At 53.6% G+C, this 25,444-nt stretch carries 21 protein-coding genes; 17 read left to right on the plus strand and 4 right to left on the minus strand.

The genetic code is table 11. The annotated features are described in order from the left end of the window. Positions 1–377: 377 nt before the first annotated feature. A complete protein-coding gene (gene pmrB, locus RAC60_RS00175; RefSeq protein WP_054687672.1) occupies positions 378–1,445 on the minus strand; it encodes a two-component system sensor histidine kinase PmrB in 1,068 nt (355 codons plus the stop codon). Next, the gene (pmrA, locus tag RAC60_RS00180; protein ID WP_033742008.1) at positions 1,442–2,128 is read right to left on the minus strand and encodes a two-component system response regulator PmrA; all 687 of its coding nucleotides are present in this window, start codon (positions 2,126–2,128) and stop codon (positions 1,442–1,444) included. The genes pmrB and pmrA overlap by 4 nt, the downstream gene beginning before the upstream one ends. Positions 2,129–2,972: 844 nt before the next feature. Between pmrA and otsB the strand changes: the two genes are divergently transcribed. The 17 genes from otsB to RAC60_RS00265 all read left to right on the plus strand — a co-directional run bounded on the left by otsB (position 2,973) and on the right by RAC60_RS00265 (position 22,360). Next, a complete protein-coding gene (gene otsB, locus RAC60_RS00185) occupies positions 2,973–3,761 on the plus strand; it encodes a trehalose-phosphatase (protein ID WP_375092421.1) in 789 nt (262 codons plus the stop codon). Further along, entirely contained in the window at positions 3,758–5,194 is a 1,437-nt protein-coding gene (gene otsA / locus RAC60_RS00190) for an alpha,alpha-trehalose-phosphate synthase (protein WP_033742002.1), read from the plus strand. Before otsB ends, otsA begins: the two co-directional genes overlap by 4 nt. Before the next feature lie 978 nt (positions 5,195–6,172). Then, positions 6,173–6,523 carry a flagellar transcriptional regulator FlhD gene (gene flhD, locus RAC60_RS00195; protein ID WP_006120236.1) on the plus strand — a complete coding sequence of 117 codons (351 nt, stop codon included), beginning with the start codon at positions 6,173–6,175 and terminating at the stop codon, positions 6,521–6,523. Further along, entirely contained in the window at positions 6,523–7,101 is a 579-nt protein-coding gene (gene flhC, locus RAC60_RS00200) for a flagellar transcriptional regulator FlhC (RefSeq protein ID WP_033742000.1), read from the plus strand. Before flhD ends, flhC begins: the two co-directional genes overlap by 1 nt. 131 nt (positions 7,102–7,232) lie before the next feature. Next, positions 7,233–8,120 (plus strand): flagellar motor stator protein MotA, encoded by an 888-nt coding sequence (motA, locus tag RAC60_RS00205; protein ID WP_006120238.1) that lies wholly within the window; start codon positions 7,233–7,235, stop codon positions 8,118–8,120. Continuing rightward, the gene (gene motB / locus RAC60_RS00210) at positions 8,117–9,331 is read left to right on the plus strand and encodes a flagellar motor protein MotB (RefSeq protein WP_375092422.1); all 1,215 of its coding nucleotides are present in this window, start codon (positions 8,117–8,119) and stop codon (positions 9,329–9,331) included. The genes motA and motB overlap by 4 nt, the downstream gene beginning before the upstream one ends. 11 nt (positions 9,332–9,342) lie before the next feature. Next, positions 9,343–11,334 carry a chemotaxis protein CheA gene (gene cheA, locus RAC60_RS00215; protein WP_205953259.1) on the plus strand — a complete coding sequence of 664 codons (1,992 nt, stop codon included), beginning with the start codon at positions 9,343–9,345 and terminating at the stop codon, positions 11,332–11,334. A gap of 23 nt (positions 11,335–11,357) precedes the next feature. Next, positions 11,358–11,855 (plus strand): chemotaxis protein CheW, encoded by a 498-nt coding sequence (gene cheW, locus RAC60_RS00220; protein ID WP_006120241.1) that lies wholly within the window; start codon positions 11,358–11,360, stop codon positions 11,853–11,855. 255 nt (positions 11,856–12,110) lie between these two features. Beyond that, positions 12,111–13,673 carry a methyl-accepting chemotaxis protein gene (locus RAC60_RS00225; protein WP_039343187.1) on the plus strand — a complete coding sequence of 521 codons (1,563 nt, stop codon included), beginning with the start codon at positions 12,111–12,113 and terminating at the stop codon, positions 13,671–13,673. A 109-nt stretch (positions 13,674–13,782) separates the two neighbouring features. Then, entirely contained in the window at positions 13,783–15,459 is a 1,677-nt protein-coding gene (locus RAC60_RS00230; protein WP_039343223.1) for a methyl-accepting chemotaxis protein, read from the plus strand. An 82-nt stretch (positions 15,460–15,541) separates the two neighbouring features. Next, a complete protein-coding gene (gene cheR / locus RAC60_RS00235; RefSeq protein WP_006120244.1) occupies positions 15,542–16,414 on the plus strand; it encodes a protein-glutamate O-methyltransferase CheR in 873 nt (290 codons plus the stop codon). Continuing rightward, on the plus strand, positions 16,414–17,463 hold the full coding sequence (locus tag RAC60_RS00240; RefSeq protein WP_006120245.1) for a chemotaxis response regulator protein-glutamate methylesterase: 1,050 nt from the start codon (positions 16,414–16,416) through the stop codon (positions 17,461–17,463). Before cheR ends, RAC60_RS00240 begins: the two co-directional genes overlap by 1 nt. A 39-nt stretch (positions 17,464–17,502) precedes the next feature. Continuing rightward, positions 17,503–17,892, plus strand: coding sequence for a chemotaxis response regulator CheY (gene cheY, locus RAC60_RS00245; RefSeq protein ID WP_006120246.1), 390 nt, complete (start codon positions 17,503–17,505; stop codon positions 17,890–17,892). 9 nt (positions 17,893–17,901) lie between these two features. Further along, positions 17,902–18,543 (plus strand): protein phosphatase CheZ, encoded by a 642-nt coding sequence (cheZ, locus tag RAC60_RS00250; RefSeq protein ID WP_006120247.1) that lies wholly within the window; start codon positions 17,902–17,904, stop codon positions 18,541–18,543. A gap of 190 nt (positions 18,544–18,733) precedes the next feature. Then, entirely contained in the window at positions 18,734–19,885 is a 1,152-nt protein-coding gene (gene flhB / locus RAC60_RS00255; protein WP_375092423.1) for a flagellar biosynthesis protein FlhB, read from the plus strand. Next, complete coding sequence (flhA, locus tag RAC60_RS00260) at positions 19,878–21,971, plus strand: flagellar biosynthesis protein FlhA (RefSeq protein WP_033741997.1); 2,094 nt, start codon at positions 19,878–19,880, stop codon at positions 21,969–21,971. Before flhB ends, flhA begins: the two co-directional genes overlap by 8 nt. Continuing rightward, on the plus strand, positions 21,968–22,360 hold the full coding sequence (locus tag RAC60_RS00265; protein ID WP_033741996.1) for a flagellar protein FlhE: 393 nt from the start codon (positions 21,968–21,970) through the stop codon (positions 22,358–22,360). Before flhA ends, RAC60_RS00265 begins: the two co-directional genes overlap by 4 nt. A 98-nt stretch (positions 22,361–22,458) precedes the next feature. Here the strand turns inward: RAC60_RS00265 and aqpZ are convergent, their stop codons facing one another. After that, a complete protein-coding gene (gene aqpZ, locus RAC60_RS00270) occupies positions 22,459–23,154 on the minus strand; it encodes an aquaporin Z (protein ID WP_324030617.1) in 696 nt (231 codons plus the stop codon). Between the two features lie 322 nt (positions 23,155–23,476). After that, the gene (gene argS / locus RAC60_RS00275; RefSeq protein ID WP_375092424.1) at positions 23,477–25,207 is read right to left on the minus strand and encodes an arginine--tRNA ligase; all 1,731 of its coding nucleotides are present in this window, start codon (positions 25,205–25,207) and stop codon (positions 23,477–23,479) included. Positions 25,208–25,444: the final 237 nt, after the last annotated feature.

Genomic DNA, 25,444 nt, shown 5'->3' on the forward strand with positions numbered 1-25,444 from the left:
CTGTCTGGTCTGAAGGAAAGAGGTGGGGATGACGTCAGGCATTTTCAACATCTCTGAAGACGTCAGCGTAAAGAGAGCCGCGTTAAACGCCGTCTGATGTGGGGCCTTTTTGTCACACAATGCGTTTAGCGTAGCAGGGAACAGGGCAAGCGGTGGGCACTCTGTCGGGAAGGTTTAAGCAGCGACAGGGAATGTAGCGCTTAATGTTTCCTTAACACAGGGCAGCGATACTGAGGTGGATTCTACAGGAGACGCTATGAAAACCACGACTGTTACCGCCACCTCTTTCGTATCACGCCCATTCAGCGAGTACGTTGCCGTTATTCTTGCCGTCAGCGCTGTCATCAGCTTTCTGGCCTGCTGGTTTGTGAACTGAATCAGTCCACCGCGAAAAGGACCCTGGCCAGGCAACCTGAACGGTCAGGGCGATTTTCCAGCAGAAACTGGCCATGATGTAACTGCACAATCCGACTGACGATACTCAGGCCCAGCCCAATGCCACCATAGCGCGTGTCCATGCGGACAAAGGCTTTGCTTAACTCGCCGCGCCTGCTTTCATCAATGCCGTCACCTTCGTCTTCCACGATCAGCGCCGGGCCTGGTGTGTTTTCAAGCCGCACGGTGATATTGCTTTCAGATGGGCTGTAACGGTGGGCGTTTTCCACCAGATTGCGCAGAAGCATTCGTAACAGGATCGCATCGCCCTTCACCCTGAAGCTGTGCTCAACATCAAGGGTTAACGTTTGATGACGCACGGCAAGCATCGTACTCAACTCCGCTTCCATAGGCACAATCACTTCATCGATGAGGGCAACCTGCTGGTAGCTGCCCGAGGTAAACTGCTGGCCGGCACGGGTCAGCTGCAGCAACTGGGCGACATTTCCTGTCATCTGATCCAGACGATGTAATAAAGGTTGCGTATCGACGGCCTGATTTCGTTGTAGCAACTCAAGATGTAAGCGTAAACCTGCCAGCGGCGTTCGCAGCTCATGGGCCACATCGGCCGTAAACAGGCGTTCACGTTCCAGACTGTCTGTCAGACGTGCGACAAGGCGATTCACAGAGTGCGTAACAGCGTCAATCTCCTGCACCGATCCGGAAAAGGTGATAGGTTCCAGGTTTACCTCGCTCCGGTTCTCCAGTTCACGCTGCAACTGATAGAGCGGGCGGGTAATCCAGCGTACCGCCTGATAGCACAGAAGCAGCGTCAGCGTAATCATCACCAGACTGGGCAGGGCAAGACTCATCACGGCTTCGCGGACTTCTTTATGAACATGCCGGTCCATGTTGCGGTTCTGCAGATGCGCCTCAACTAAAAATTGCACCTGTTCCTGACTTTCATGCCAGAGCCAGGCCACGCTGATGAGCTGGAAAAACAGCATAATGAGGCCAATCGTGAGAAGCAGCCGAAAACGCATGGTCGTCCCGGTGCGGTCAGTATTCATGTCTCGGGCATCTCGTTATCGGTTTGGGAGGGGGACAGGGCATAGCCGAAGCCGCGAACCGTTCTGATCATGCTTTTGCCGATCTTGTCACGCAGGTTGTGGATATGCACTTCCAGCGTATTGGTCGAAGGCTCGTTATCAAAATTATAGATATCCTGATACAGCAATTCGCGGTGCACCGGATGGCCCGCTTTGAGCATCAGGCGAGACAGAATCGAAAACTCTTTAGGGGTGAGATCAAGCAAGGCGTTATCCAGATGAATCTGGCGATGTGTCATATCCAGCGACAGGTTGCCCACCTCCACGCGCGTATCCCCCTGGTTAACATGACGTCTGATAAGGGCACGAATCCTTGCCAGCAGTTCATCCAGCGCGAAAGGCTTGATCAGATAGTCATCGGCACCTGCATCCAGCCCGGCGATGCGCTCATCAATCGTGTCACGCGCGGTAAGAATCAATACAGGCTGCATCTGCTTCTGACGGCGAAGACGCTGCAGAAAGTGCAGTCCATCCTCATCCGGCAGGCCGACATCCAGCACGATCAAACTGTAAAGCCCGCTGGCAAGATGGGCTTCCGCGGAACGGACCGTTGAAACCGCATCGCAGACATAGCCCGTGCCTTCCAGCGCCAGAACAAGGCCTTGCAGCAGCAGAGCATCGTCTTCAACAATTAATATTTTCATAAGCGCTTAACAGGATACCTCTTTTGTATCAATACCGATGACCGGACACAGCAATAACGGGTCGCTCGTCCGCGAACTCGCCTTGACAACCTTGTCCGGCAAGCGGATAAGGCAGGCCGTCCCGGTTTCGTCGGCTGTGCCTGCTTTGGGCAAACATGCCGGGATTGTTGCTGACATGACGAATGTTGTCACTCAACTTAGCTCAGTGGAAACATTAATTAAAGATGAGATAAAGGGCTGCAAATCTGCCCCTTTTTGTCGCGCCCGGCATAATGCCTTAGCCCGTAATAAGACGTTTTATCAAATGCGAAAGGGCAACATGACGGGCGGACTATCAATATAAAGGCGGAATAATAAAAAATGTTATTTTATCCGGGTTGAATCATTAGTGAATGTCTCCATTATTATTGCGCTAATACATTCGCATTAACGCGCAACAATGAAAGTCAGACGGTAATAAGTGAACAGTATGGATAAGAAAGATTAGGAAAACCTTAAACAGGACCATTTATTACATTTTTATTTCTTTTTTGCGGGCGCAAAATAAGTCGGCGTGAGCAGGCCGGTAATCGCCGTTATTGCCAGCAGCAGAATTAAGCGTGACGGCTGGCACAGGAAATGCATATTTCTGGCAGAATACAGGATTGCGTCTACACTTTATGGGGCGACAACGACAGTCAGTGAGTTTTTCAGCACTTAACGCGTATGTTTTTGGAGAAAGAGTTACCGAATTGCAGGGTTTTACCGCGTAGTCTTCTTACTTCATTCGGCCTTGCGCCGACCTCTTGCTGAACGCTCTCTGCTGCGATGTCCTGATGATGAACCCGTTTACAGGAGAAGACACGTGACCCAGACGGCAGAAAGTAATGCCTCGTTTCCGTCATTGAGCGGCGGTCTGTATGCCTTCTTTTTTGATGTTGATGGCACGCTGGCAGCGATACAGCCCCAGCCGGATGCCGCTTTCATTCCAGAACAGGTTGTAGCAGAGCTGCAACGCCTCTCTTCTTTATGCCACGGCGCGCTGGCGCTGATATCAGGTCGTCCTGTTGAGCAACTGGATGCGCTTGCGGCACCATTGCACGCGCCGGCTGCCGGCGTGCATGGCGCTGAGCGTCGTGACGCGGAGGGCAAGGTGCACCGCGTGTCACTGCCCGAAGAGACTGAACGTCAGCTGAAACAGATGCTGGAAGCCGAAATGGCCCACTGGCCAGATACGCAGCTTGAAGCGAAAGGGATGGCGTTTGCCCTCCATTATCGTCGGGCGATGGCACATGAGCAGGACATATTGCGCCTTGCGCAGGCCGCCGTCGAACGTTTCTCGGGTCTGACGTTGCAGCCCGGAAAGTGTGTGGTTGAAATTAAACCGACCGGCATTGATAAAGGCGCGGCTGTGCAGGCATTTATGCAGGAAGCCCCGTTCGCGGGACGTATTCCGGTGTTCATCGGTGACGATCTGACCGATGAGAAAGGCTTTGCCGCCGTCAATGCCATGCACGGGATTTCCGTGAAAGTGGGAGAAGGCGAAAGCCAGGCACGTTATCGTTTACATGACGTTACGGATGTCTATGCCTGGCTGGAAAGAACACGATTACAATTAGAGCAAGATAACGTTGGTAAGGAGTTTAGGTTATGAGTCGTTTAGTTGTTGTATCTAACCGTATCGCCATGCCAAATGGGAACAAAACCAGCGCGGGCGGCCTTGCCGTTGGCATCCTGGATGCGCTGAAAAGCACGGGTGGACTGTGGTTTGGCTGGAACGGTGAGATAAGTGAATTTTCGGGTGAGGAAGAAAACCCGGTATCGGTAACGGAGCATGATGGTATTGAATATGCCTCCTTCCCGCTGAGCCAGAACGAGTACGATCTCTATTATTGTCAGTTTTCTAATACCGTTATCTGGCCTGCTTTCCATTACCGTTTAGATCTGGTGCAGTTCCAGCGTGAAGCCTGGGAAGGATACTGCGAAGTTAATGATGCCGTCGCGCAGCGGCTGAAACCGCTGATCAAGCCTGACGACATTCTGTGGATTCATGACTACCACTTCCTGCCGTTTGCCGCCGCGCTGCGCCGGGCAGGCATCAACAACCGCATCGGTTTCTTCCTGCATATTCCTTTCCCGACGCCCGAAATTTTCAATGCGCTGCCGCCGCACAGAGAACTGCTGGAAATGTTGTGCGAATACGATCTGTTAGGATTCCAGACGGAATCTGATCGCGTCGCCTTCCTCGACAGTGTGAGCCAGCTGACGCAGTTGCAGAATAAAGGTGACAAAAAACATCGCGCCTATGGCAATACTTTTATGACGGAGGTTTACCCGATAGGGATTGAACCTGACAGCATTAAGGAGATGGCTGAAGGGCCATTGCCACCCAAAATGGCGGCGATGAAGAAAGAGCTGGGCGATGTGCGCAATATCATTGCCTGCGAACGTCTGGATTACTCGAAAGGCCTGCCGGAACGCTTCCTGGCGTATGAAGCGCTGCTGGAAAACTACCCGCAGCATCACGGCAAGATTCGTTACTCGCAGATTGCGCCAACGTCTCGTGGCGATGTGCAGGCCTATCAGGATATTCGTCATCAGTTAGAAACCGAGGCAGGGCGCATCAACGGGAAATACGGCACCCTGGGCTGGACGCCACTCTATTATCTTAACCAGCACTTTGACCGTCGTTTATTGATGAAAATTTTCCGTTTAACGGATGTCGGCTTAGTGACGCCGTTGCGTGACGGGATGAACCTGGTGGCGAAGGAGTATGTGGCGGCGCAGGACCCGGACGATCCGGGTGTGCTGGTACTGTCCCGTTTTGCCGGTGCGGCTAACGAGCTGACGTCCGCGCTTATCGTGAACCCTTATGACCGCGATGAAGTGGCCGCGGCGCTGGATAAAGCGATTACCATGCCCCGTACCGAGCGTATCTCACGCTATAACGATATGATGGCGGTACTGCGTAAAAACGACATCACCGCATGGCGCGAAAACTTCCTGCGTGATCTTGAGAAGATTGCCCCGCGGAGTGCCGATCACGGCATGGCAAACAAGGTTGCCACCTTTCCGAAACTCGCCTGACAGCAGAGCAAGCCAGGGAAGGCTTGCTGTGCGTTACATCCCGCCGCTTTTGCATACACGCTGTTGCTAATGATTGTCCCCTAACTCAAAAGCGCTTTTGCGTCGCCAGGCGTCCGTCTGACGGCAAAGTGGCGTAAAAATGTGCAATTAACACCGCCATTCACTTTCTTTACCTGTTTAAGCTAAAGTTCTCTTCGTTCCTGCCGATAGTTAAAATGCATAAAACTCTCCTGCCTGCAATTCATTCATATCCTTAATGTAACTCCTTGTTACATCGGTGTACGCTCTCTAAACGGGTTGCTTTCAGCCTTTACGACGGATTGTCAGAAAGCGCGTAATCAGAATTGTCGGCCTTCTGCCCCTGTTTTCCCTTCTTTTTGTCTTATCACCTAACTGACTAATTTAAATACAAATAATGCGCGCCATGGGTAGCATATTCCACTGGTTTTATGGTTTTGGCTGGTTCTAAATAGGGTGCAAATTCCATTCATTGAGATAAACAGGAATTCTGCCTGCCTTACAGAATCATCCCTGATTTTTGTAGCCAATTAAGTCCAGCTCAGGACAAATCCCTGTAAAAAAAACGTCAAATTGCGCAAAAAACAGACAGTGAGGAAGGGATAATAAAGCGTTACTGAAGAAAATAGAGGCAAAAGTGTGATCTGCGTCACACTTTATCTAAAATTTCACCGAACTGTCGTTGTATGTAAGGATCATCCGATATAGATTTGCCTTGTTTTCGGATTAGTCTTAAAAAAAGCAAGCAAGCCTCAGGGAAGAAGGTTATCGACTTAAGAATAAGGTGGACTGAAAAGATTGACTTCTGACCGGACAGACAGGGTCGCAAAAAGAAGCAGAACTCAGAACCATTGCTTTTTATGTTTAATTATTTTGCCATCTTTAGATTTACCAACCAGCAGCTCGATACGCAGAGATGTCATCTGCGGTAAGTTACGTCGCGTCTCTCAGGATGGAAAAATGGGTACATCTGAATTACTAAAACATATTTACGATATCAACTTGTCATATTTACTGCTCGCGCAGCGATTAATTAACCAGGAAAAAGCTTCTGCGATGTTTCGCCTCGGGATCGATGAAAAGATGGCTGACGCATTGTCTGAATTAACCTTACCTGAAATGGTGAAATTAGCTGAGACCAACCAACTTGTGTGTCAGTTTCGTTTCACCGATAGCACCGTTATTAATCGCCTGACGCAGGAATCACGTGTGGATGATTTACAACAAATCCATACCGGGATTCTTTTATCCAGCCGTTTATTACGCAGTGCGTCGAAAGACGCCGCGCCTACTAAAAAGAGGGCGGTATAATGGGTGAGAAAAGTATTGTTCAGGAAGCGCGTGATATTCAGCTCGCTATGGAGCTGATCACACTGGGTGCGCGCTTACAAATGCTGGAGAGCGAGACGCAGCTGAGCCGCGGTCGCTTGATCAAACTCTATAAAGAGTTGCGTGGCAGTCCACCCCCTAAAGGTATGTTGCCATTCTCGACTGACTGGTTCATGACCTGGGAACAGAACATTCATGCCTCAATGTTCTGTAATGCCTGGACGTTTTTACTGAAAACCGGTTTGAGCAAAGGGATTGATGCGGTGATTAAAGCCTACCGCCTTTATCTCGAGCAGTGCCCGCAATCGGACGAGGGCCCGCTGTTGGCGCTAACACGCGCCTGGACCCTGGTGCGATTCGTTGAAAGCGGTATGCTGGAATTATCAGATTGTAAATGCTGCAGCGGCAGCTTTATTAATCATGCACATCAGCCTGTTGGCAGCTTTGTCTGCAGCCTGTGCCAGCCACCATCACGTGCCGTAAAAAGACGTAAACTTTCTGCAGATACTGCCGATATCTTTCCACAACTGCTGGATGAACAGGTTAAACACGCCGTTTAAATTTGTTCGCAATGTGGAAGTCATCCAGCAGCGGTTAATCCCGCTGCTTTTTTTTTGCCTCCACAGGGTGAACATCTCCGGTTTCTCTGGCTTAACGTCGACCAACACGTTACGGACGTAAGGATTTTTCTGTGCTGATAATTTTAGGTTACATCGTTGTATTAGGTTCCGTGTTGGGCGGATACGCTTTAGTGGGCGGCCATCTTGGCGCGCTTTACCAGCCTGCAGAACTGCTGATGATCGCCGGGGCGGGCGTCGGCGCGTTTCTGGTGGGCAACAACGGTAAATCGATCAAGAAGACCCTCAAAGCTCTGCCGCTCCTGTTCCGCGGCTCGAAATACAACAAAGCGGTGTACATGGATCTCATGGCACTGCTTTACCGGCTGATGGCGAAATCTCGCCAGCAAGGCATGTTATCGCTTGAGCGTGATATTGAAGATCCCGCCCAGAGTGAAATTTTTGCTAATTATCCCCGCATCTTAGCCGATAAACAGTTAGTCGACTTCATCACCGATTATTTACGCCTGATGGTGAGCGGCAACATGAATGCTTTCGAAATCGAAGCATTGATGGATGAAGAGATTGAAACCTATGAACACGAGTGTGAAGTGCCGGCACAAAGTATCGCTGCCGTCGGCGATGGCCTGCCCGCTTTCGGTATCGTTGCGGCGGTAATGGGCGTGGTTCATGCCCTGGCGTCAGCTGACCGTCCAGCCGCCGAGCTGGGCGCACTGGTGGCACATGCCATGGTGGGAACGTTCCTCGGGATTTTACTGGCATACGGTTTTATTTCGCCTCTGGCGTCGGTATTACGTCAGAAGTGTGCTGAAACGACCAAGATGATGCAGTGTGTGAAAGTGACATTGCTTTCCAGCCTGAACGGTTATGCACCGCAGATCGCCGTCGAGTTTGGTCGTAAAACGCTTTATTCAGCTGAGCGTCCATCGTTCAGCGAACTGGAAGAACACGTTCGCAACGCGAAGAACCCGGCTAAACAGACTTCGGATCAGACCTCATGAAACATGGCAATCGCCCAATTGTGCTGATTAGAAAGCGCAAACATAAAAAACATGAAGGAGGACATGGCTCATGGAAAATCGCCTATGCCGACTTTATGACGGCGATGATGGCATTTTTTATGGTGATGTGGCTGCTGTCGATCGCCAGCCCACAACAGCTTATCCAGATAGCAGAGTATTTTCAGACGCCCTTAAAAGTGGCGCTGACGGGTGGACAGAGAAGTAGCGACAGTAGCAGCCCGATCCCAGGCGGAGGAGACGATGCTACGAAGAAAGAAGGTGAAGTCAAAAAGGTTGTGGATATGGATGCGCAGAAACGCAAGCTGGATGAAATTCGCCTCAACCGCCTGCGTGAAAAGCTCGACCAGTTAATCGAAGCTGATCCGCGCCTGAAAGCGCTGCGTCCGCACCTGATTATTAATATGGTTGATGAAGGGCTGCGTATTCAGATCATCGACAGCCAGAACCGCCCGATGTTCAAGACCGGCAGTGCAGAAGTTGAACCTTATATGCGTGATATTTTGCGCGCGATTGCACCGATTTTGAATGACATCCCTAACCGTATCAGTATCGCGGGCCATACGGATGACATTCAGTATGCGACCGGTGATAAAGGGTACAGCAACTGGGAATTGTCAGCGGACCGTGCCAATGCGTCACGTCGTGAACTGGTGATTGGTGGGCTGGATGGTGGAAAGATTCTGCGTATCGTCGGCATGGCGGATACCATGAAACTGAAAAATCGCGGCGGCGATGATGCCGTTAACCGTCGTATCAGTTTGCTGGTGTTGAACCATGATACCGAAGCCGCGATTGAGAAAGAGAACGCAGAAAGTGACGCGGTTCAGATTAGCGATCCCTCTGCCTTAGAAAAAGTGACCGCGCCGTCAGCACCCGGCAGTAATGCGGCTGATAAAACATCTTCCAAACCTGCAACTGCCACGTCGGCGGATGCAGTGAAAACAGCGAACTCCGCACCGTCAGCCGCATCGACGAGCGCAGAGAAAGCCGCGACCGCCGCCTCGTCAGCGTCATCGACGAGCGCGGTGAAAACAGCAGCCTCCGCATCGTCAGCCTCTTCGGTTCGTGCGGTAACAACAATAACGCCTGCACCGTCAGCCCTACCGGCGGATGCAACGAAAACAACCTCCGCACCGCCAGCGTCTTCGGCAGGTGCGGTGAATACAGCAGCCCCCTCACAGCCGAGGTGATTCCCGTGAGCATGGACATCAGCGATTTTTACCAGACGTTTTTTGATGAAGCCGATGAGCTGTTAGCGGATATGGAGCAACACCTGTTGGGACTCGATCCCCAGGAGCCAGACTCTGAACAGCTTAACGCCATCTTCCGCGCCGCCCACTCGATTAAAGGCGGAGCCGGAACCTTTGGTTTTACGGTTTTACAGGAAACAACCCACATCCTGGAAAACATTCTGGATGGTGCTCGTCGCGGCGAGATGCAGCTCAGCACCGACATCATCAATCTGTTTTTGGAAACTAAAGATATTATGCAGGAACAGCTAGATGCTTATAAAACCGCGCAAGAGCCTAACGCGGAAAGCTTCAAGTATATCTGTGAAGCATTACGCCAGCTGGCGTTAGAGGCGAAAGGTCAGCCGGTTGAAGCACCGGTCGTGGTTGCGCTTGAAACGCCTGTCAGTCAGGCAGAATCCGCCCCCTCTGATGCTGAAGGTGTTCACCTGCAGTTGGTCGACCTGAAAGAAAAAGATATCGACCTGATGCTGGAAGAGCTGGGTAATCTTGGCACGCTCAGCAACGTGAAGAAAGGCAGCAATACGCTTGAGTGCCACATTACCGGCGTAGGCAAAGACGACATTATTGCTGTGCTGTGTTTCGTTATTGATGAAGCGCAGATTCGCTTCCCGGGTGCTGACGCTGCCGCGGCGGTAGCCGAAAGCGTGGATGCGCCTGCGGTTGCCGATGTTCAGACTGCGACCGTGACCGAATTGCCGGTTGCCGCGGTGAAACGCGAAAGCAAACGCGCTGCCGCGCCCGCGAAGACCAGCGAATCAAGCAGCATCCGTGTTGCGGTTGAGAAGGTCGATCAGCTGATTAACCTGGTGGGTGAACTGGTGATTACCCAGTCAATGCTGGCACAACGTTCAGGTGAACTGGACCCGGTCGCGCACGGCGAACTGTTGAACAGCATGGGGCAGCTTGAGCGTAATGCGCGTGACCTGCAAGAATCTGTGATGTCGATTCGTATGATGCCTATGGAGTACGTCTTCAGTCGCTTCCCACGTCTGGTGCGTGATTTGGCCAGCAAGCTGGGCAAAGAAGTTGAACTGACGTTACTGGGTAGCTCGACGGAACTCGATAAGAGTCTGATCGAACGTATCATCGATCCGTTAACGCACCTGGTGCGTAACAGTCTTGACCACGGCATCGAAACCCCGGAAAAACGTATTGCGGCAGGTAAGGTTGCCACAGGTAATCTGACGCTGTCAGCAGAACACCAGGGCGGCAACATCTGTATCGAAGTGTCAGATGACGGTGCGGGCCTTAACCGCGAACGTATCCTGGCAAAAGCTCTGTCATCGGGCCTGCCGGTGCATGAAAACATGAGCGATGAAGAAGTCGGCATGTTGATTTTCGCGCCAGGTTTCTCAACGGCAGAGCAGGTCACCGACGTATCTGGCCGCGGTGTGGGCATGGATGTGGTGAAACGTAACATTCAGGAAATGGGTGGCCATGTTGAAATTGCCTCAAAACAAGGCAAAGGCACCACCATCCGTATTCTGCTGCCGCTGACGCTGGCGATTCTGGACGGCATGTCAGTGCGCGTAGCGAACGAAGTCTTTATTCTGCCGCTGAATGCGGTGATGGAATCGTTACAGCCGCGTGCTGAAGAGCTGAAACCCCTGGCGGGCGGCGAATGTGTTCTGGAGGTGCGCGGCGAATACCTGCCACTGGTTGAACTGTGGAACGTCTTTGACGTGAAAGAGGCGAAAACCGAAGCGACGCAGGGCATTGTGGTGATTCTGCAGAGCGCGGGCAAGCGTTACGCTTTGCTGGTGGACCAGTTAATCGGTCAGCACCAGGTTGTGGTCAAAAACCTGGAAAGCAACTATCGCAAAGTTCCAGGTATTTCAGCCGCTACCATCCTCGGCGATGGCAGCGTGGCGCTGATTGTGGACGTTTCGGCGTTGCAATCACTTAACCGTGAAAAACGTGTGGCCGGCGCTGCCGCCTGATTGATAACGAAAGGGTAAATAACATGAGTGGAATGGCAACCGTGACAAAAATTGCTGGCGAAACCGTTGGACAGGAGTTCCTGGTCTTCACGCTGGGTGATGAAGAGTACGGCATCGATATTCTGAAGGTTCAGGAAATTCGTGGTTACGATCAGGTAACCCGCATTGCCAACACGCCTGATTTTATTCGCGGCGTGACAAACCTGCGCGGCGTTATCGTGCCAATTATCGATTTGCGCGTGAAGTTTTCACAGCCAGACGTTGAGTACAACGAAAATACCGTGGTGATCGTGCTGAATCTCGAAAACCGCGTCGTCGGTATCGTGGTTGACGGTGTGTCGGATGTCCTGTCGCTGACGCAGGAACAGATCCGTCCTTCACCTGAGTTCGCTGTGACTATGTCAACAGAGTACCTGACAGGTCTGGGTGCACTGGGCGAGCGCATGTTGATTCTGGTCGACATCGAAAAGCTGCTGAGCAGCGAAGAGATGGCGCTGGTCGACAACCTGCGTACCGCGTAATCGTTAAACACGGGCCAGCCAACGCTGGCCCGTGTTGTTATTCTGCACGCCGAACCTGTCATCACCGCCTTTCCTTCACCCGTCGACCTTTCAAAAAACACGCTGTCTGTGATCCTGCTCCAGGATTAGCATATTGCTCTGGTTTCAATAATTACAAAAGTCATTTGAACCCCTTTTTAAAAGCGGAATGGCTAAAACATCCTGCGTTGCCGCCGATACAGCCCCTGCACGTTACTTATTTAGTCGGGGAAAAAGATGTTAAAACGGATAAAAGTGGTGACCAGTCTGATTACGGTACTGATGCTTTTCGGTGCCCTGCAACTGCTGTCAGGCAGCCTGTTTTGGTCAGCGCTCAATAATGATAAAGCGGCGTTTGCCTTGTCGCAGATTTCAACACGCAACGTGGCGGCCATGACGGATGCCTATATGGCTCTGAACCAGTCACGTACTACGCTCAACCGCGCCATGTTGCGGTTACAAACCAGTCTGGCATCGCAAATGAACGGCGGTCAGCTGGACAGCCTGACGGACAAAGCCATTAGCGAAGCCAATAAAGGTGAGCAGTATCTTGCCGAGTTTAATGCCATTCCGGAAACGCCAGGCGCGGATACCGAAATGCGCGATCAGTTACAAAACCATTTTGCCGCCTATCTGACCGGTCTGCGCGGGATGATCGCCAGCCTGAAAGCCAAAGATCTGGAAGGCATGTTCAAACAGAACATTGAACAGAAGCAACAGGCCATGCAGGCCACCTATACGGCCTGGCGTCTTAAGCAGAGCGAGCTGTCTTCCCACGGTGCAGAACAAAACCAGCAAGCCTTTACTCAGATGATGTGGTTGCTGGGCATGGTCGGCGCCCTGGTGGTCGTGGTGATCATCGGTTGCTGGTTTGGCCTGCGCCAGGTGCTGATTTATCCCCTGCAACGTCTGCTGGTGGATATCCGCACGATTGCCTCCGGTGATCTGACGCAGCCAGTGAAGGTAGAAGGCCGTAATGAGATGAGCCAACTGGCCGCCGGGATCCGTGAGATGCAACAATCTCTGGTGACAACGGTGGGTGAAGTCCGCAGCGGTTGCGATGCGATCTTTACGGGTGCCAGCGAAATCGCCGCGGGCAATAACGATTTGTCCGCACGCACGGAAGAGCAGGCGGCCTCGCTTGAGCAGACCGCCGCCAGCATGGAGCAACTGACCGCCACGGTGAAACAAAATGCGGATAATGCGCGTCAGGCTTCACAACTCGCCCATACCGCATCTGAAACCGCCTTGCAGGGTGGCAAAGTTGTGGATGGCGTCGTCAGCACAATGAAAGAAATTGCAGACAGTTCTAAGAAAATCGCTGACATTATCAGTGTGATCGATGGTATTGCTTTCCAGACGAATATCCTGGCGTTGAACGCCGCCGTCGAAGCGGCGCGTGCAGGCGAGCAGGGCCGTGGCTTCGCGGTTGTCGCCGGCGAAGTACGTAGCCTGGCGCAGCGCAGTGCGCAGGCTGCCAAAGAGATTAAAGGGCTGATTGAAGATTCTGTTGCCCGCGTTGACAGTGGTTCGCAGCAGGTCGAGAGCGCGGGCAGCACCATGAATAATATTGTGGGTGCCGTCACCCGCGTGACCGACATCATGGGTGAAATTGCCTCGGCATCGGATGAACAAAGCCGCGGTATCGATCAGGTGGGGCAGGCGGTGACAGAAATGGATCGCGTGACGCAACAGAACGCCTCGCTGGTGGAAGAATCTGCCGCCGCCGCCGCCGCGCTGGAGCAACAGGCGAGCTCACTGTCCCAGGCCGTTTCCGTCTTCAAAATCTCCCGTACTTAAGCGTTCTGACAGTTTTTACTGCCAGCGTGATGATCAATTCACGCTGTCAGTAAAGTTCCGCCTGCGCGGGCCGATAAACAGAATCGAATTGCTAATGAATGAGGTTTCTATGTTTAGTCGAGTACGCGTTGTCACCGGCCTCCTGTGTGTACTGGGGCTTTTTGCCTTGCTGCAGGTTTTCTCGGGTGGGGTATTTTTCAAAACGGTTACGGAAGATAAAGAAAACTTTGCTTATAACCAGCGTCTTAGCACCTTGCAACGCGCCATGGGAACGTCATGGGTTGCGCTTGTCCAGGCACGTAATACCTTAAACCGTGCGGGCATTCGTTATTTGCAGGATGGGCAGATGGCAGGTTCGGGAGCCACCGTAAAAGAGCTGGTGGCGCTGGCTGACAGTGAGCTGAAACAGGCTGAAAAGGGCTATGAATTATTCAATGCCAACCTGTCAGAGAAAGGAAAAAGTGCGGCTAACGTGCTGACGCTACAGGCCAATTACAAACAATTCCACGATGGTCTGGCAGAACTGATTGTGTTTCTGGGCAACGGCAACTTTAAAGGGTTTGTTGATCAGCCGACACAAAGTTATCAGGACAAATTCCAAAAAGATTATGACGACTGGCTTAACTACAACCTGGTACTGAGCCAGAAAGGCATCGATGCCAATAATGCCGCTTATCAGCGCATGATTATGCTGGTTGCGGGGACGCTGGTCGTTACGCTGCTGGTGATCGTGCTGGTGTGGAATCTTATGCGCAGCCTGCTGATTCGCCCTTTAAAACAGAGCATCGATCATATCCAGCATATCGCACGGGGTGACCTGACGCAGCCTATCGCCATTACCGTACGTAATGAAATTGGCGATTTGCTGACGTCTCTGCAGGAGATGCAACGTGAACTGGTCCGTACGGTCAGCACCGTCCGTGATGGGGCCGATGCGATCTATACCGGCGCCAGCGAAATTGCCGTAGGGAATAACGATCTGTCGTCGCGAACAGAGCAGCAGGCGGCTTCGCTGGAGCAAACCGCTGCCAGCATGGAACAGCTTACCGCGACCGTGAAGCAAAATGCTGAAAACGCCCGTCAGGCGTCGACGCTGGCGCTGAATGCCTCTGAAACCGCACAGCAGGGCGGCAAAGTGGTGGACGGTGTCGTGACCACGATGAAAGAAATTGCGGGCAGTTCCAGAAAAATTGCCGATATCACCAGCGTGATTGATGGCATTGCTTTCCAGACCAATATCCTGGCACTGAATGCGGCCGTGGAAGCGGCACGCGCAGGTGAGCAGGGCCGTGGCTTTGCGGTGGTTGCCGGTGAGGTGCGCAATCTTGCACAGCGCAGTGCACAGGCGGCGAAAGAGATTAAAGGGCTGATTGAGGACTCCGTCAGTCGTGTGAATACCGGTTCAGTCCTGGTTGAAAGCGCAGGCGATACCATGAACGAAATCGTCAGCGCCGTCACACGCGTCACCGACATCATGGGAGAGATTGCCTCTGCTTCAGACGAACAGAGCCGTGGCATCGACCAGGTTGGCCTGGCCGTGACCGAGATGGATCGCGTGACACAGCAGAACGCCTCGCTGGTTGAAGAGTCGGCCGCCGCCGCTGCGGCACTGGAAGATCAGGCCAGCAACTTAAAACAAGCGGTTTCTGTCTTCAATATTGGTAAAGAAATTGTCACGCAGGCCGTTAACAAGACAACGGCGGCAAAAAGTTTACGTTTAGAAAGTCCGTCAGAGGGCATTCGCCAACCCTCATCACGCAGTGATGAGAACTGGGAAACCTTCTAATTGCCTGGATGGCCCAACCGCTGATGTGCGGCTGGGCATAGCAGCAGACGTTTAACAGGTGTAGTTCAGGCCAGGTGCAAAGATGAAGAAATCGACGTTATTAGATCAACCAGAGGCGACAACGCTGCTCTCACAGATGGTGCAGCGGCTGCCCCTCTCCGATACCCATTTTCGCCGTATCAGCCAGCTCATCTATCAGCGCGCGGGTATCGTGCTGGCCGATCATAAGCGCGAGATGGTTTACAACCGTCTGGTACGTCGTCTGCGCACGCTGAATATTGATGATTTTGGTCGCTACCTGGCCCTGCTGGAGAACGATCCTAACAGTGCTGAGTGGCAGGCGTTTATCAACGCTCTGACCACTAACCTGACCGCTTTTTTCCGCGAGGCGCACCATTTTCCTATCCTGGCGGAACATGCACGTAAACGTCAGGGCAATTTCAGCGTCTGGAGCACGGCCGCCTCAACGGGCGAAGAACCTTACTCTATCGCGATTACCCTGGCCGAAACGCTGGGAACCGGACCCGGTAAATTCCAGGTCCATGCCAGTGATATCGATACCCAGGTTCTGGAAAAAGCCGTGGCGGGCGTTTACCGCCAGGAAGAATTACGGACGCTGTCGCCTGCACAGCTACAACGTTTCTTTTTACGGGGTACGGGCCCGCATGCTGGCATGGTGCGTGTGCGCCCCGAACTGGCGAATATGGTGAATTTCAGTCAGCTGAATTTGCTGGCCAACGACTGGAACCTGCCGGGTCCGTTCGATGCCATTTTCTGCCGTAACGTAATGATCTATTTCGATAAAGAAACACAAGAAAAAATTCTACGTCGTTTTGTTCCACTGCTTAAGCCTGGCGGCATCCTGTTCGCCGGACACTCAGAAAACTTTAGCCAGATTAGTAAAGAGTTCTGGCTGCGTGGGCAAACCGTTTATGGACTGACGAAGGAAAGATGATGAGCAAAATTACCGTGATGTGCGTGGATGACTCTGCGCTGATGCGGCAACTGATGACAGAAATCATCAACAGTCATCCTGATATGGAAATGGTGGCGACGGCCCCGGATCCATTAGTGGCCCGCGATTTAATTAAACAGTTTAATCCGCAGGTGTTGACGCTGGATGTTGAAATGCCGCGCATGGATGGACTGGATTTTCTTGAAAAACTGATGCGTCTTCGCCCGATGCCGGTCGTGATGGTGTCATCACTGACGGGGCAGGGTTCAGAAATCACGCTGCGCGCGCTCGAGCTCGGTGCGGTGGATTTCGTGACCAAACCACAGCTAGGCATTCGTGAAGGTATGCTGGCTTACAGCCAGATGATTGGCGATAAAATTCGCGCGGCTGCCCGGGCACGTCTGCATGTGCGCACCACCATGCCTGCCCCGGTCACGCTGAAAGCCGGTCCGCTGCTGAGTAGTGAAAAGCTGATTGCGATTGGTTCATCTACGGGCGGTACAGAAGCCATCCGCCACGTATTGCAGCCGCTACCGGCCACCAGCCCTGCGCTGCTGATTACGCAACATATGCCACCGGGATTTACCCGTTCGTTTGCCGAGCGGCTAAACAAGCTCTGCCAGATTACGGTGAAAGAGGCCGAAGATGGTGAGCGTATTCTTCCTGGCCATGCTTATATCGCGCCCGGCGCGATGCACATGGAGCTGGGTCGCAGTGGTGCGAATTATGTCGTGAAACTGAACGACGGTCCGCCAGTTAACCGTCATAAACCGTCAGTCGATGTGTTGTTTAAATCGGTGGCGATCAACGCCGGGCGAAATGCCGTTGGCGTGATCCTGACCGGTATGGGTAACGATGGGGCAGCAGGCATGCTGGAAATGCATCGTGCCGGCGCCTGGACCATCGCGCAAAATGAAGCAAGTTGTGTCGTTTTTGGCATGCCACGCGAGGCGATAGCCAGCGGCGGTGTGAGCGAAGTAGTGGATTTAAGCAACATCAGCCAGCACATGCTGGCGAAAATTAGCGCCGGACAGGCATTGCGTATTTAACAGGCCCGTCCTGCCGGGCGAGATAACACAGGAGTAGATATGGCTGACAAAAATATGCGCTTTTTAGTGGTGGACGACTTCAATACGATGCGTCGTATTGTCCGTAACCTGCTGAAAGAGCTGGGCTTCAATAACGTAGAAGAAGCGGAAGACGGCGTCGATGCGTTAACCAAACTCAAGGCAGGTGGTTTCGATTTCGTTATCTCCGACTGGAACATGCCTAACATGGATGGCCTGCAACTGCTGCAGACCATTCGCGCAGATGCGGCCATGGCCAGTCTGCCTGTGTTGATGGTGACGGCTGAAGCGAAAAAAGAAAACATCATTGCTGCCGCTCAGGCGGGTGCAAGCGGCTATGTCGTTAAGCCGTTTACGGCCGCCACGCTTGAAGAGAAGCTGGGCAAAATTTTTGAAAAACTGGGTATGTAAGGAGATGTGATGAGCGACCTTCCGAAATCAGCTGAGCAAGCCGCGGCACAAGATATCATTTCCCGCATCGGTTCACTGACACGCATGCTGCGTGATAGTTTGCGTGAGCTGGGGCTGGATCAGGCCATTGCAGAAGCTGCTGAAGCCATTCCTGACGCCCGTGATCGTCTGGACTATGTAGTGCAAAAGACCGCTCAGGCGGCCGACCGGGCGCTGAACAGCGTCGAAGCAGCGCAACCGCACCAGGACAAAATGGAAGCGGGAGCGATTGCGCTTAAAGGACGCTGGGATGCATGGTTTGAGAATCCTATTGAACTTGCCGATGCGCGCGAGCTGGTGACGGATACGCGTCAGTATTTAGGGGAAGTGCCTGAGCACACCTCTTTTACTAACAAGCAGTTGCTCGACATCATGATGGCGCAGGATTTCCAGGATCTCACCGGTCAGGTGATCAAACGCATGATGGATGTGATTCAGGAGATCGAGCGCCAGCTGTTAATGGTGCTGCTGGAAAACATGCCAGAAGTGAGCGCCGAAAAACGTCAGGTTGGCACTACGCTGCTTAACGGTCCTCAGGTTAACGCTGCCGCCCCTGGCATTGTTGCGAACCAGGATCAGGTGGATGACCTGCTGGACAGCCTCGGTTTCTAATCACCTGGCTGTCTCGCCATCGCGACGTTGCGATGGTCCCTTCTGAAAAGTGGCCTGCTCACCGCGGGCCACTCCGCTTTTCTCTTTTGCTATCCGTGAAAGAGCATGTGTTTTTCACGTTTTATCCACGCTTTAACCAAACTCAAATTTGGCATTCTATGCTCAGAATTCCTGCCAACCGAGGTTTGTGGTGTCAGAAAACAGTGATGAGGACAAAACAGAATCGCCCACGGCCCACCGACTTGAAAAAGCGCGTGAAGAGGGCCAGATTCCGCGTTCGCGCGAGTTAACCTCACTATTGATGCTGTTGGCAGGCATCATGATTTTATGGGTTGGCGGAACGGCAATGGCCCATCGACTGGCGGCAATGGTGTCAACCGGACTCAGTTTCGACCACGGCATGGTGACCGATGACAAAATTATCATCGCCCACGTCGGTAATCTGATCATGCAGGCCATTGCCGCGCTTCTGCCGCTTCTGGGCGGGCTGGTTCTGGTGGCCATTGCTTCACCGATGCTGCTGGGCGGTGTGGTCATCAGCGGCAAATCTATTAAAGTGGATTTTAGCAAGCTGAACCCGTTGCCAGGCTTCAAACGCATGTTCGCCGCGCAGGCCTGGACGGAGCTGTTTAAAGGCATTCTGAAAACCATTCTGGTGGGCTGCGTGGCAGGCTGGTACATCTGGACGCACTGGCCCGATATGCTTCGGCTGATTGCCGAGTCGCCGACCACAGCCCTGATCCATGGCATGGACATGATCGCTATCTGTTGTGCGCTGGTCATGCTCGGCCTGATCCCCATGGTGGGATACGACGTTTTCTGGCAGCTTTACAGCCACTTTAAAAAATTGCGGATGTCACGTCAGGAAATTCGCGATGAGCACAAGCAGCAGGAAGGTGACCCGCACGTGAAAGGGCGCATTCGTCAGCAGATGCGCGCGGCAGCCCGTCGTCGCATGATGGCCGATGTGCCCAAGGCCGACGTGATCGTTACCAACCCAACACACTATTCGGTTGCGCTGCAATATAACGAGAAGAAAATGAGTGCGCCCAGGGTTATTGCCAAAGGCGCTGGCGAGATCGCCTTACGCATTCGTGAACTGGGCGCAGAACACCGCATTCCGGTTCTGGAAGCACCGCCGCTGGCGCGTGCGTTATACCGTCATACCGAAATCGGACAACACATTCCTGGCGCCCTTTATGCGGCCGTCGCGGAAGTGTTGGCCTGGGTCTGGCAGCTTCGCCGCTGGAAGCGCGAAGGTGGCTTGGTGCCCGTAAAACCTAAAGACCTGCCGGTCCCGGCAGAGATGGACTTTGCAGGAGAGAGCAAAAACGATGGCTAATCTGGCCGCTAAACTACGCCTTCCAGGCAACTTCAAAGACATGCAATGGCAGGTCCTTGCGGGTCCGGTGCTGATCATCATGATTTTGTCGATGATGGTTCTGCCCTTACCGCCGTTTATCCTTGATCTGCTGTTTACCTTTAACATTGCCTTGTCGATTATGGTGCTGCTGGTCGCCATGTTTACCCAGCGCACGCTGGAGTTTGCGGCCTTTCCCACCATTCTGCTGTTTTCGACCCTGCTGCGCCTGTCGCTGAACGTAGCCTCTACGCGTATTATTTTGCTGGAAGGGCATACCGGTGCCGCGGCGGCGGGACGGGTGGTGGAAGCCTTTGGCCACTTCCTGGTTGGCGGAAACTTCGCCATCGGGATCGTGGTGTTTATCATCCTGGTGATCATCAACTTTATGGTTATCACCAAAGGTGCGGGCCGTATCGCCGAAGTGGGTGCGCGCTTTGTGCTTGACGGGATGCCGGGTAAGCAGATGGCTATCGACGCCGACCTGAATGCGGGTCTGATTGGCGAAGATGAAGCGAAGCGTCGTCGCGCCGAAGTGACTCAGGAAGCGGACTTTTACGGTTCGATGGACGGTGCCAGTAAGTTTGTACGCGGGGATGCCATCGCCGGTATTTTGATCATGGTCATTAACGTGATCGGTGGTTTACTGGTGGGGATCGTTCAGCATGGTATGGATGCGGGCCACGCGGCAGAAACCTATACGCTGTTAACCATCGGTGACGGTCTGGTCGCACAGATCCCTGCGCTGGTCATTTCTACCGCGGCGGGTGTTATCGTGACGCGCGTGGCAACCGACCAGGACGTCGGCGAGCAGATGGTCGGGCAACTGTTCAAAGATCCGCGTGTCCTCATGCTGAGTGCCGGCGTAATCGGTTTGCTGGGGCTTGTGCCTGGCATGCCTAACTTTGTGTTCCTGCTGTTTACGGCGGCCTTACTGGGGCTGGCGTGGTGGTTACGTGGCCGCGAGATGCAGCCGAAGAAGAATGTCGAATCGCCGAGCAGCATCGCAAAATCCATGGAAACGCCTGCCTCTGCCGAAGCCTCCTGGACTGATGTGCAGCTTGAAGACACGCTGGGCATGGAAGTGGGTTACCGCCTGATTCCGATGGTCGATCACAACCAGAACGGTGAGTTGCTTGGTCGTATCCGCAGTATCCGTAAAAAAGTGGCGCAGGATGTCGGCTTTCTGCCGCCGGTGGTGCATATCCGTGACAACATGGAATTGCCACCCGCGCGCTACCGCATTTTAATGAAAGGCGTGGAGATCGGCAGCGGTGATGCCTATCCCGGACGCTGGATGGCGATTAACCCCGGCACAGCCGCGGGTACCTTGCCGGGTGAAGCAACCGTCGATCCTGCCTTTGGCCTGGCGGCGGTGTGGATTGACGGTGCGCTCAAAGAGCAGGCCCAGATTCAGGGCTTTACCGTAGTAGAAGCCAGTACCGTTGTGGCGACGCACCTTAATCATCTGATTGGCCAGTACGCCAGTGAGTTGTTTGGCCGTCAGGAAGCGCAGCAACTGCTGGACCGCGTCTCCTCAGAGATGCCGAAACTGACCGAAGATTTAGTGCCTGGCGTGATTACGCTGACAACACTGCACAAAGTCCTGCAGAACCTGCTGGTTGAGCGCGTTTCGATTCGTGATATGCGCACCATTATTGAAACCCTGGCAGAGCATGCGCCGGTTCAAAGCGATCCGCAGGAACTCACCAGCGTGGTGCGCGTGGCGCTGGGCAGAGCGATTACGCAGCAGTGGTTCCCTGGCACGGGTGAAGTGCAGGTGATTGGCCTGGATGCGACACTGGAGCGCCTGCTGCTGCAGGCCTTGCAGGGCGGTGGCGGACTTGAGCCAGGCCTGGCCGATCGGCTGTTAGCCCAGACGCAGGAGGCCCTGCAACGGCAGGAAATGATGGGCGCGCCGCCTGTCCTGCTGGTCAATCATCCGTTACGCGCCTTACTGGCACGCTTCCTGCGCCGTAACATGCCGCAGCTGGTGGTGCTGTCCAATATGGAATTAAGCGATAACCGTCAGATTCGCATGACCGCAACCATCGGTGGCAAACAATGAGATCGCTAATGCTGTTTTCGCTGCTGCTTCCGCTGTTTGCTCAGGCCGCTGACGGTGCCTGGAGCGCCAGCGCGGCGGGTCCACTGATGGCGAACAGGGGAAGCTGGCAGTCGTCGCAGCCGCTGACCCCGCCAGGTCAGGTCAGTGGGGCGATCACCGTGGTGAACTGGCGTTATCAGTTTACCCAACCGGTGCCTTCCGGTTTACAGGTCCGGCTCTGTGCAGAACAGCGTTGTACCGAACTGGACGGTGCCAGCGGCAGCACACGCGGTCTGGCTGAGGTCGCCGCCGGTGAAACGTTACATATGGTGTTTGGCTTCGCCGGTGGCGGAAGTTTGCCGCCGGGGCTGAAGGTCGTCAGCACAGCGGTGACGGTCAACTACCACTAAGCCTTTTTCGCCCTGTTCATGGCAGACTGACAAGCATCATCAAGAGACTGATGCTGTCGGTCTGCCCGATCACTCCCGATGTCATAACGCGGTTCAGGCTACGCGTCTTTTTGCAGCAGAAAGCGGTAAAGCCATCCCCCTGCAACGCCACCCGCTATCGGTACCAGCCAGAAAACCCACAGCTGCCGTAACGCCCAGCCTCCCTGAAAAACAGCCATCGCGGTACTGCGTGCCGGATTCACCGAGGTATTGGTTACCGGGATACTGATTAAGTGAATGAGCGTTAATGCCAGACCAATCGCAATGGGAGCGAAACCCGCCGGCGCGCGTTTATCCGTCGCACCCTGAATAACCACCAGGAAGAACGCGCTGAGTACGAGTTCAGTGATGACGGCCGCGCAGAGGGAATAGCCGCCTGGCGAGTGCGCCGCAAAGCCGTTGGCAGCGAAACCCTTATCTGCCATCGTAAAGTCAGCCTGACCACTGACGATCAGATACAGCACGCCCGCCGCCGCAATACCGCCAGCCATCTGTACCACGATGTAGGGCAAGATGGGCTTGCTGTCGATGCGGCCACCGGCCCATAAGCCCAGGGTGACGGCGGGATTAAAGTGACCGCCCGAAATGTGGCCTACCGCAAAGGCCATTGTCAGTACGGCGAGGCCAAATGCCAGAGACACGCCCACAAACCCAATCCCGGTTTGGGGAAAATTCGCGGCGAGCAGGGCGCTGCCGCAGCCTCCGAATACCAGCCAGAAGGTGCCGAACAGCTCGGCAAACGCTTTTCTTAACATCAACTTATTCTTCCTTTCTCGTTAACACGTTAAACCTGATAAAACGCGGGCTTATAGTAGAGCGCGGGAATAAGAAAAGAATCTTGTCCCAACAGGACCTTGATATACGCGACATCAGGGTTGCCTGAGCGGGTTTGCACGGCGCGTGCTGCGATCATCTCTGGTGCTGAAATACGAATTAACGCCTTTGTATCGTGGAGTCAGGGAGGGCAATGGCAAAGATGACGCTACATGAAGGAAAATTGTGCGGGTGACGGGCAGAGCGGGAAGGGCGAGGTTGAGGCAGGCGCTGAGAACAGTCAGCTCTCAGCGCCTTAACAGATTACATGCGATCGACCGTTTTGATCCCCAGCGTATCCAGGCCCAGTTTCAGGGTTTTTGCGGTCAGTGCCGCAATCTGTAAACGGCTCAGGCGCGTCACGTCGTCCTCTGCGGCCAGAATCGGACAGTGCTCGTAGAAACCGGAGAACAGGCCCGCCAGATCGTACAAATAGGCACACATCACATGCGGTGTGCCATCGCGTGCCACCTGGGTAATGACCTCTTCAAACTGCAGCAAACGCGTTGCCAGCAGGGCTTCACGGTCATCCGTCAGCACGATTTCTGCCTGAATCGCATCGGCGTCGATACCGGCTTTACGGAACACGGACAGCACGCGCGTATAAGCATATTGCATGTAAGGCGCCGTATTGCCCTCAAACGCCAGCATATTATCCCAGTCAAAAATGTAATCAGTGGTGCGGCTTTTTGACAGATCGGCATATTTCACGGCGCTGATGCCGACGACTTCCGCAAGCGTGCTGACTTCCTCTTCCGTCATGTCCGGGTTTTTCTCGCGTACCAGCGTGTACGCGCGTTCATAGGCTTCATCCAGCAAATCTGACAGCTTAATGGTGCCGCCACTACGGGTTTTAAACGGACGGCCATCTTTACCCAACATCATACCGAACGCATGATGTTCAAGTGGAACGGACGCAGGCACATAGCCGGCTTTACGGACAATGGTCCACGCCTGCTGTAAATGCTGATGCTGACGTGAGTCGATGTAGTAAATTACGCGGTCCGCATGCAGGGTTTCATAGCGATACCTGGCACAGGCAATATCGGTGGTGGTGTAAAGATAGCCGCCATCCTTTTTCTGGATGATCACGCCCATCGGCTCACCTTCTTTATTCTGGAATTCTTCCAGGAATACCACGGTGGCGCCTTCACTCTCGACGGCCAGACCTTTGGCTTTCAGATCGGCCACAATTTCCGGCAGCATGTCGTTATAAAGGCTCTCACCCATCACATCATCACGCGTCAGGGTGACGTTCAGACGGTTGTAGATATGCTGGTTTTGCGTCATGGTGATATCAACCAGCTTTTTCCACATCTGACGGCAGTAGTTGTCACCGCCTTGCAACTTCACGACATAGCCGCGCGCACGCTCTGCAAACTCAGGATCTTCATCGTAAGTGCGCTTGGCTTCACGGTAAAAACCTTCTAAATCCGCCAGCGCCATCTCCGCGTGGTTTTCATTTTGCTGTTTTTCAAGAAACGCAATCAGCATGCCGAACTGCGTACCCCAGTCGCCCACATGGTTCGCGCGGATCACGTTGTGGCCCAGGAACTCGAGGGTGCGCACCGCGGCGTCGCCAATGATAGTGGAACGCACATGGCCGACGTGCATCTCTTTCGCCACGTTGGGGGCAGAGTAGTCCACGACGATTGTCTGTGGTTCGACCGGGTTCACGCCAAGGCGCGGATGATTCAGCGCCTGCCGGGCATGGTCGGCCAGCCACTGACGATCCAGGAAAATGTTGATAAAGCCCGGCCCCGCGATCTCCACTTTGCTGGCAATACCAGTGAGGTCCAGATGTTGAATCACGGTTTCAGCTAATTGTCGTGGCGCCTGGCCCAGTTTTTTCGCCACGGCCATGATGCCGTTAGCCTGATAATCACCAAACTGAACTTTAGCCGACTGACGAACCTGAGGTTCACAATCGGAGGGAGCACCAGCCAGCACCATTGCCTGACTGACTTTTGCGGAAAGAAGCGCCTGAATATTCACCGGGTTACCTTACATATGCAGAGAAAAGCACGCTATTTGGGCAGCGGGCTGTCGTCATGATTCTGCCGGGTGCAATGACCACAGGTCCTGGCCCGGCAAAAGGAAAAAATGAGGGAAAAAGTATACGTGAATTGTCAGCGTGAGTCAGTAGCGGGATAAAGGCAGGGAAACAGAGCCGAAGATGTTTCCCGCAGAGATTAGCGACGACGCGCGCGGCGCGCGTTTTTAACACTTTTG

The organism is Pantoea sp. BR_17, assembly GCF_041955125.1.
GTDB classification, from domain to species: domain Bacteria; phylum Pseudomonadota; class Gammaproteobacteria; order Enterobacterales; family Enterobacteriaceae; genus Pantoea; species Pantoea stewartii.

Bases quoted from the DNA above. Each gene is read 5' to 3' on its own strand.
- pmrB (WP_054687672.1), bottom strand. From the start codon at position 1,445: ATGAATACTGACCGCACCGGGACGACCATGCGTTTTCGGCTGCTTCTC.
- pmrA (WP_033742008.1), bottom strand. From the start codon at position 2,128: ATGAAAATATTAATTGTTGAAGACGATGCTCTGCTGCTGCAAGGCCTT.
- otsA (WP_033742002.1), top strand. From the start codon at position 3,758: ATGAGTCGTTTAGTTGTTGTATCTAACCGTATCGCCATGCCAAATGGG.
- flhD (WP_006120236.1), top strand. From the start codon at position 6,173: ATGGGTACATCTGAATTACTAAAACATATTTACGATATCAACTTGTCA.
- flhC (WP_033742000.1), top strand. From the start codon at position 6,523: ATGGGTGAGAAAAGTATTGTTCAGGAAGCGCGTGATATTCAGCTCGCT.
- motB (WP_375092422.1), top strand. From the start codon at position 8,117: ATGAAACATGGCAATCGCCCAATTGTGCTGATTAGAAAGCGCAAACAT.
- cheA (WP_205953259.1), top strand. From the start codon at position 9,343: ATGGACATCAGCGATTTTTACCAGACGTTTTTTGATGAAGCCGATGAG.
- cheW (WP_006120241.1), top strand. From the start codon at position 11,358: ATGAGTGGAATGGCAACCGTGACAAAAATTGCTGGCGAAACCGTTGGA.
- RAC60_RS00225 (WP_039343187.1), top strand. From the start codon at position 12,111: ATGTTAAAACGGATAAAAGTGGTGACCAGTCTGATTACGGTACTGATG.
- RAC60_RS00230 (WP_039343223.1), top strand. From the start codon at position 13,783: ATGTTTAGTCGAGTACGCGTTGTCACCGGCCTCCTGTGTGTACTGGGG.
- cheR (WP_006120244.1), top strand. From the start codon at position 15,542: ATGAAGAAATCGACGTTATTAGATCAACCAGAGGCGACAACGCTGCTC.
- RAC60_RS00240 (WP_006120245.1), top strand. From the start codon at position 16,414: ATGAGCAAAATTACCGTGATGTGCGTGGATGACTCTGCGCTGATGCGG.
- cheY (WP_006120246.1), top strand. From the start codon at position 17,503: ATGGCTGACAAAAATATGCGCTTTTTAGTGGTGGACGACTTCAATACG.
- cheZ (WP_006120247.1), top strand. From the start codon at position 17,902: ATGAGCGACCTTCCGAAATCAGCTGAGCAAGCCGCGGCACAAGATATC.
- flhA (WP_033741997.1), top strand. From the start codon at position 19,878: ATGGCTAATCTGGCCGCTAAACTACGCCTTCCAGGCAACTTCAAAGAC.
- RAC60_RS00265 (WP_033741996.1), top strand. From the start codon at position 21,968: ATGAGATCGCTAATGCTGTTTTCGCTGCTGCTTCCGCTGTTTGCTCAG.
- aqpZ (WP_324030617.1), bottom strand. From the start codon at position 23,154: ATGTTAAGAAAAGCGTTTGCCGAGCTGTTCGGCACCTTCTGGCTGGTA.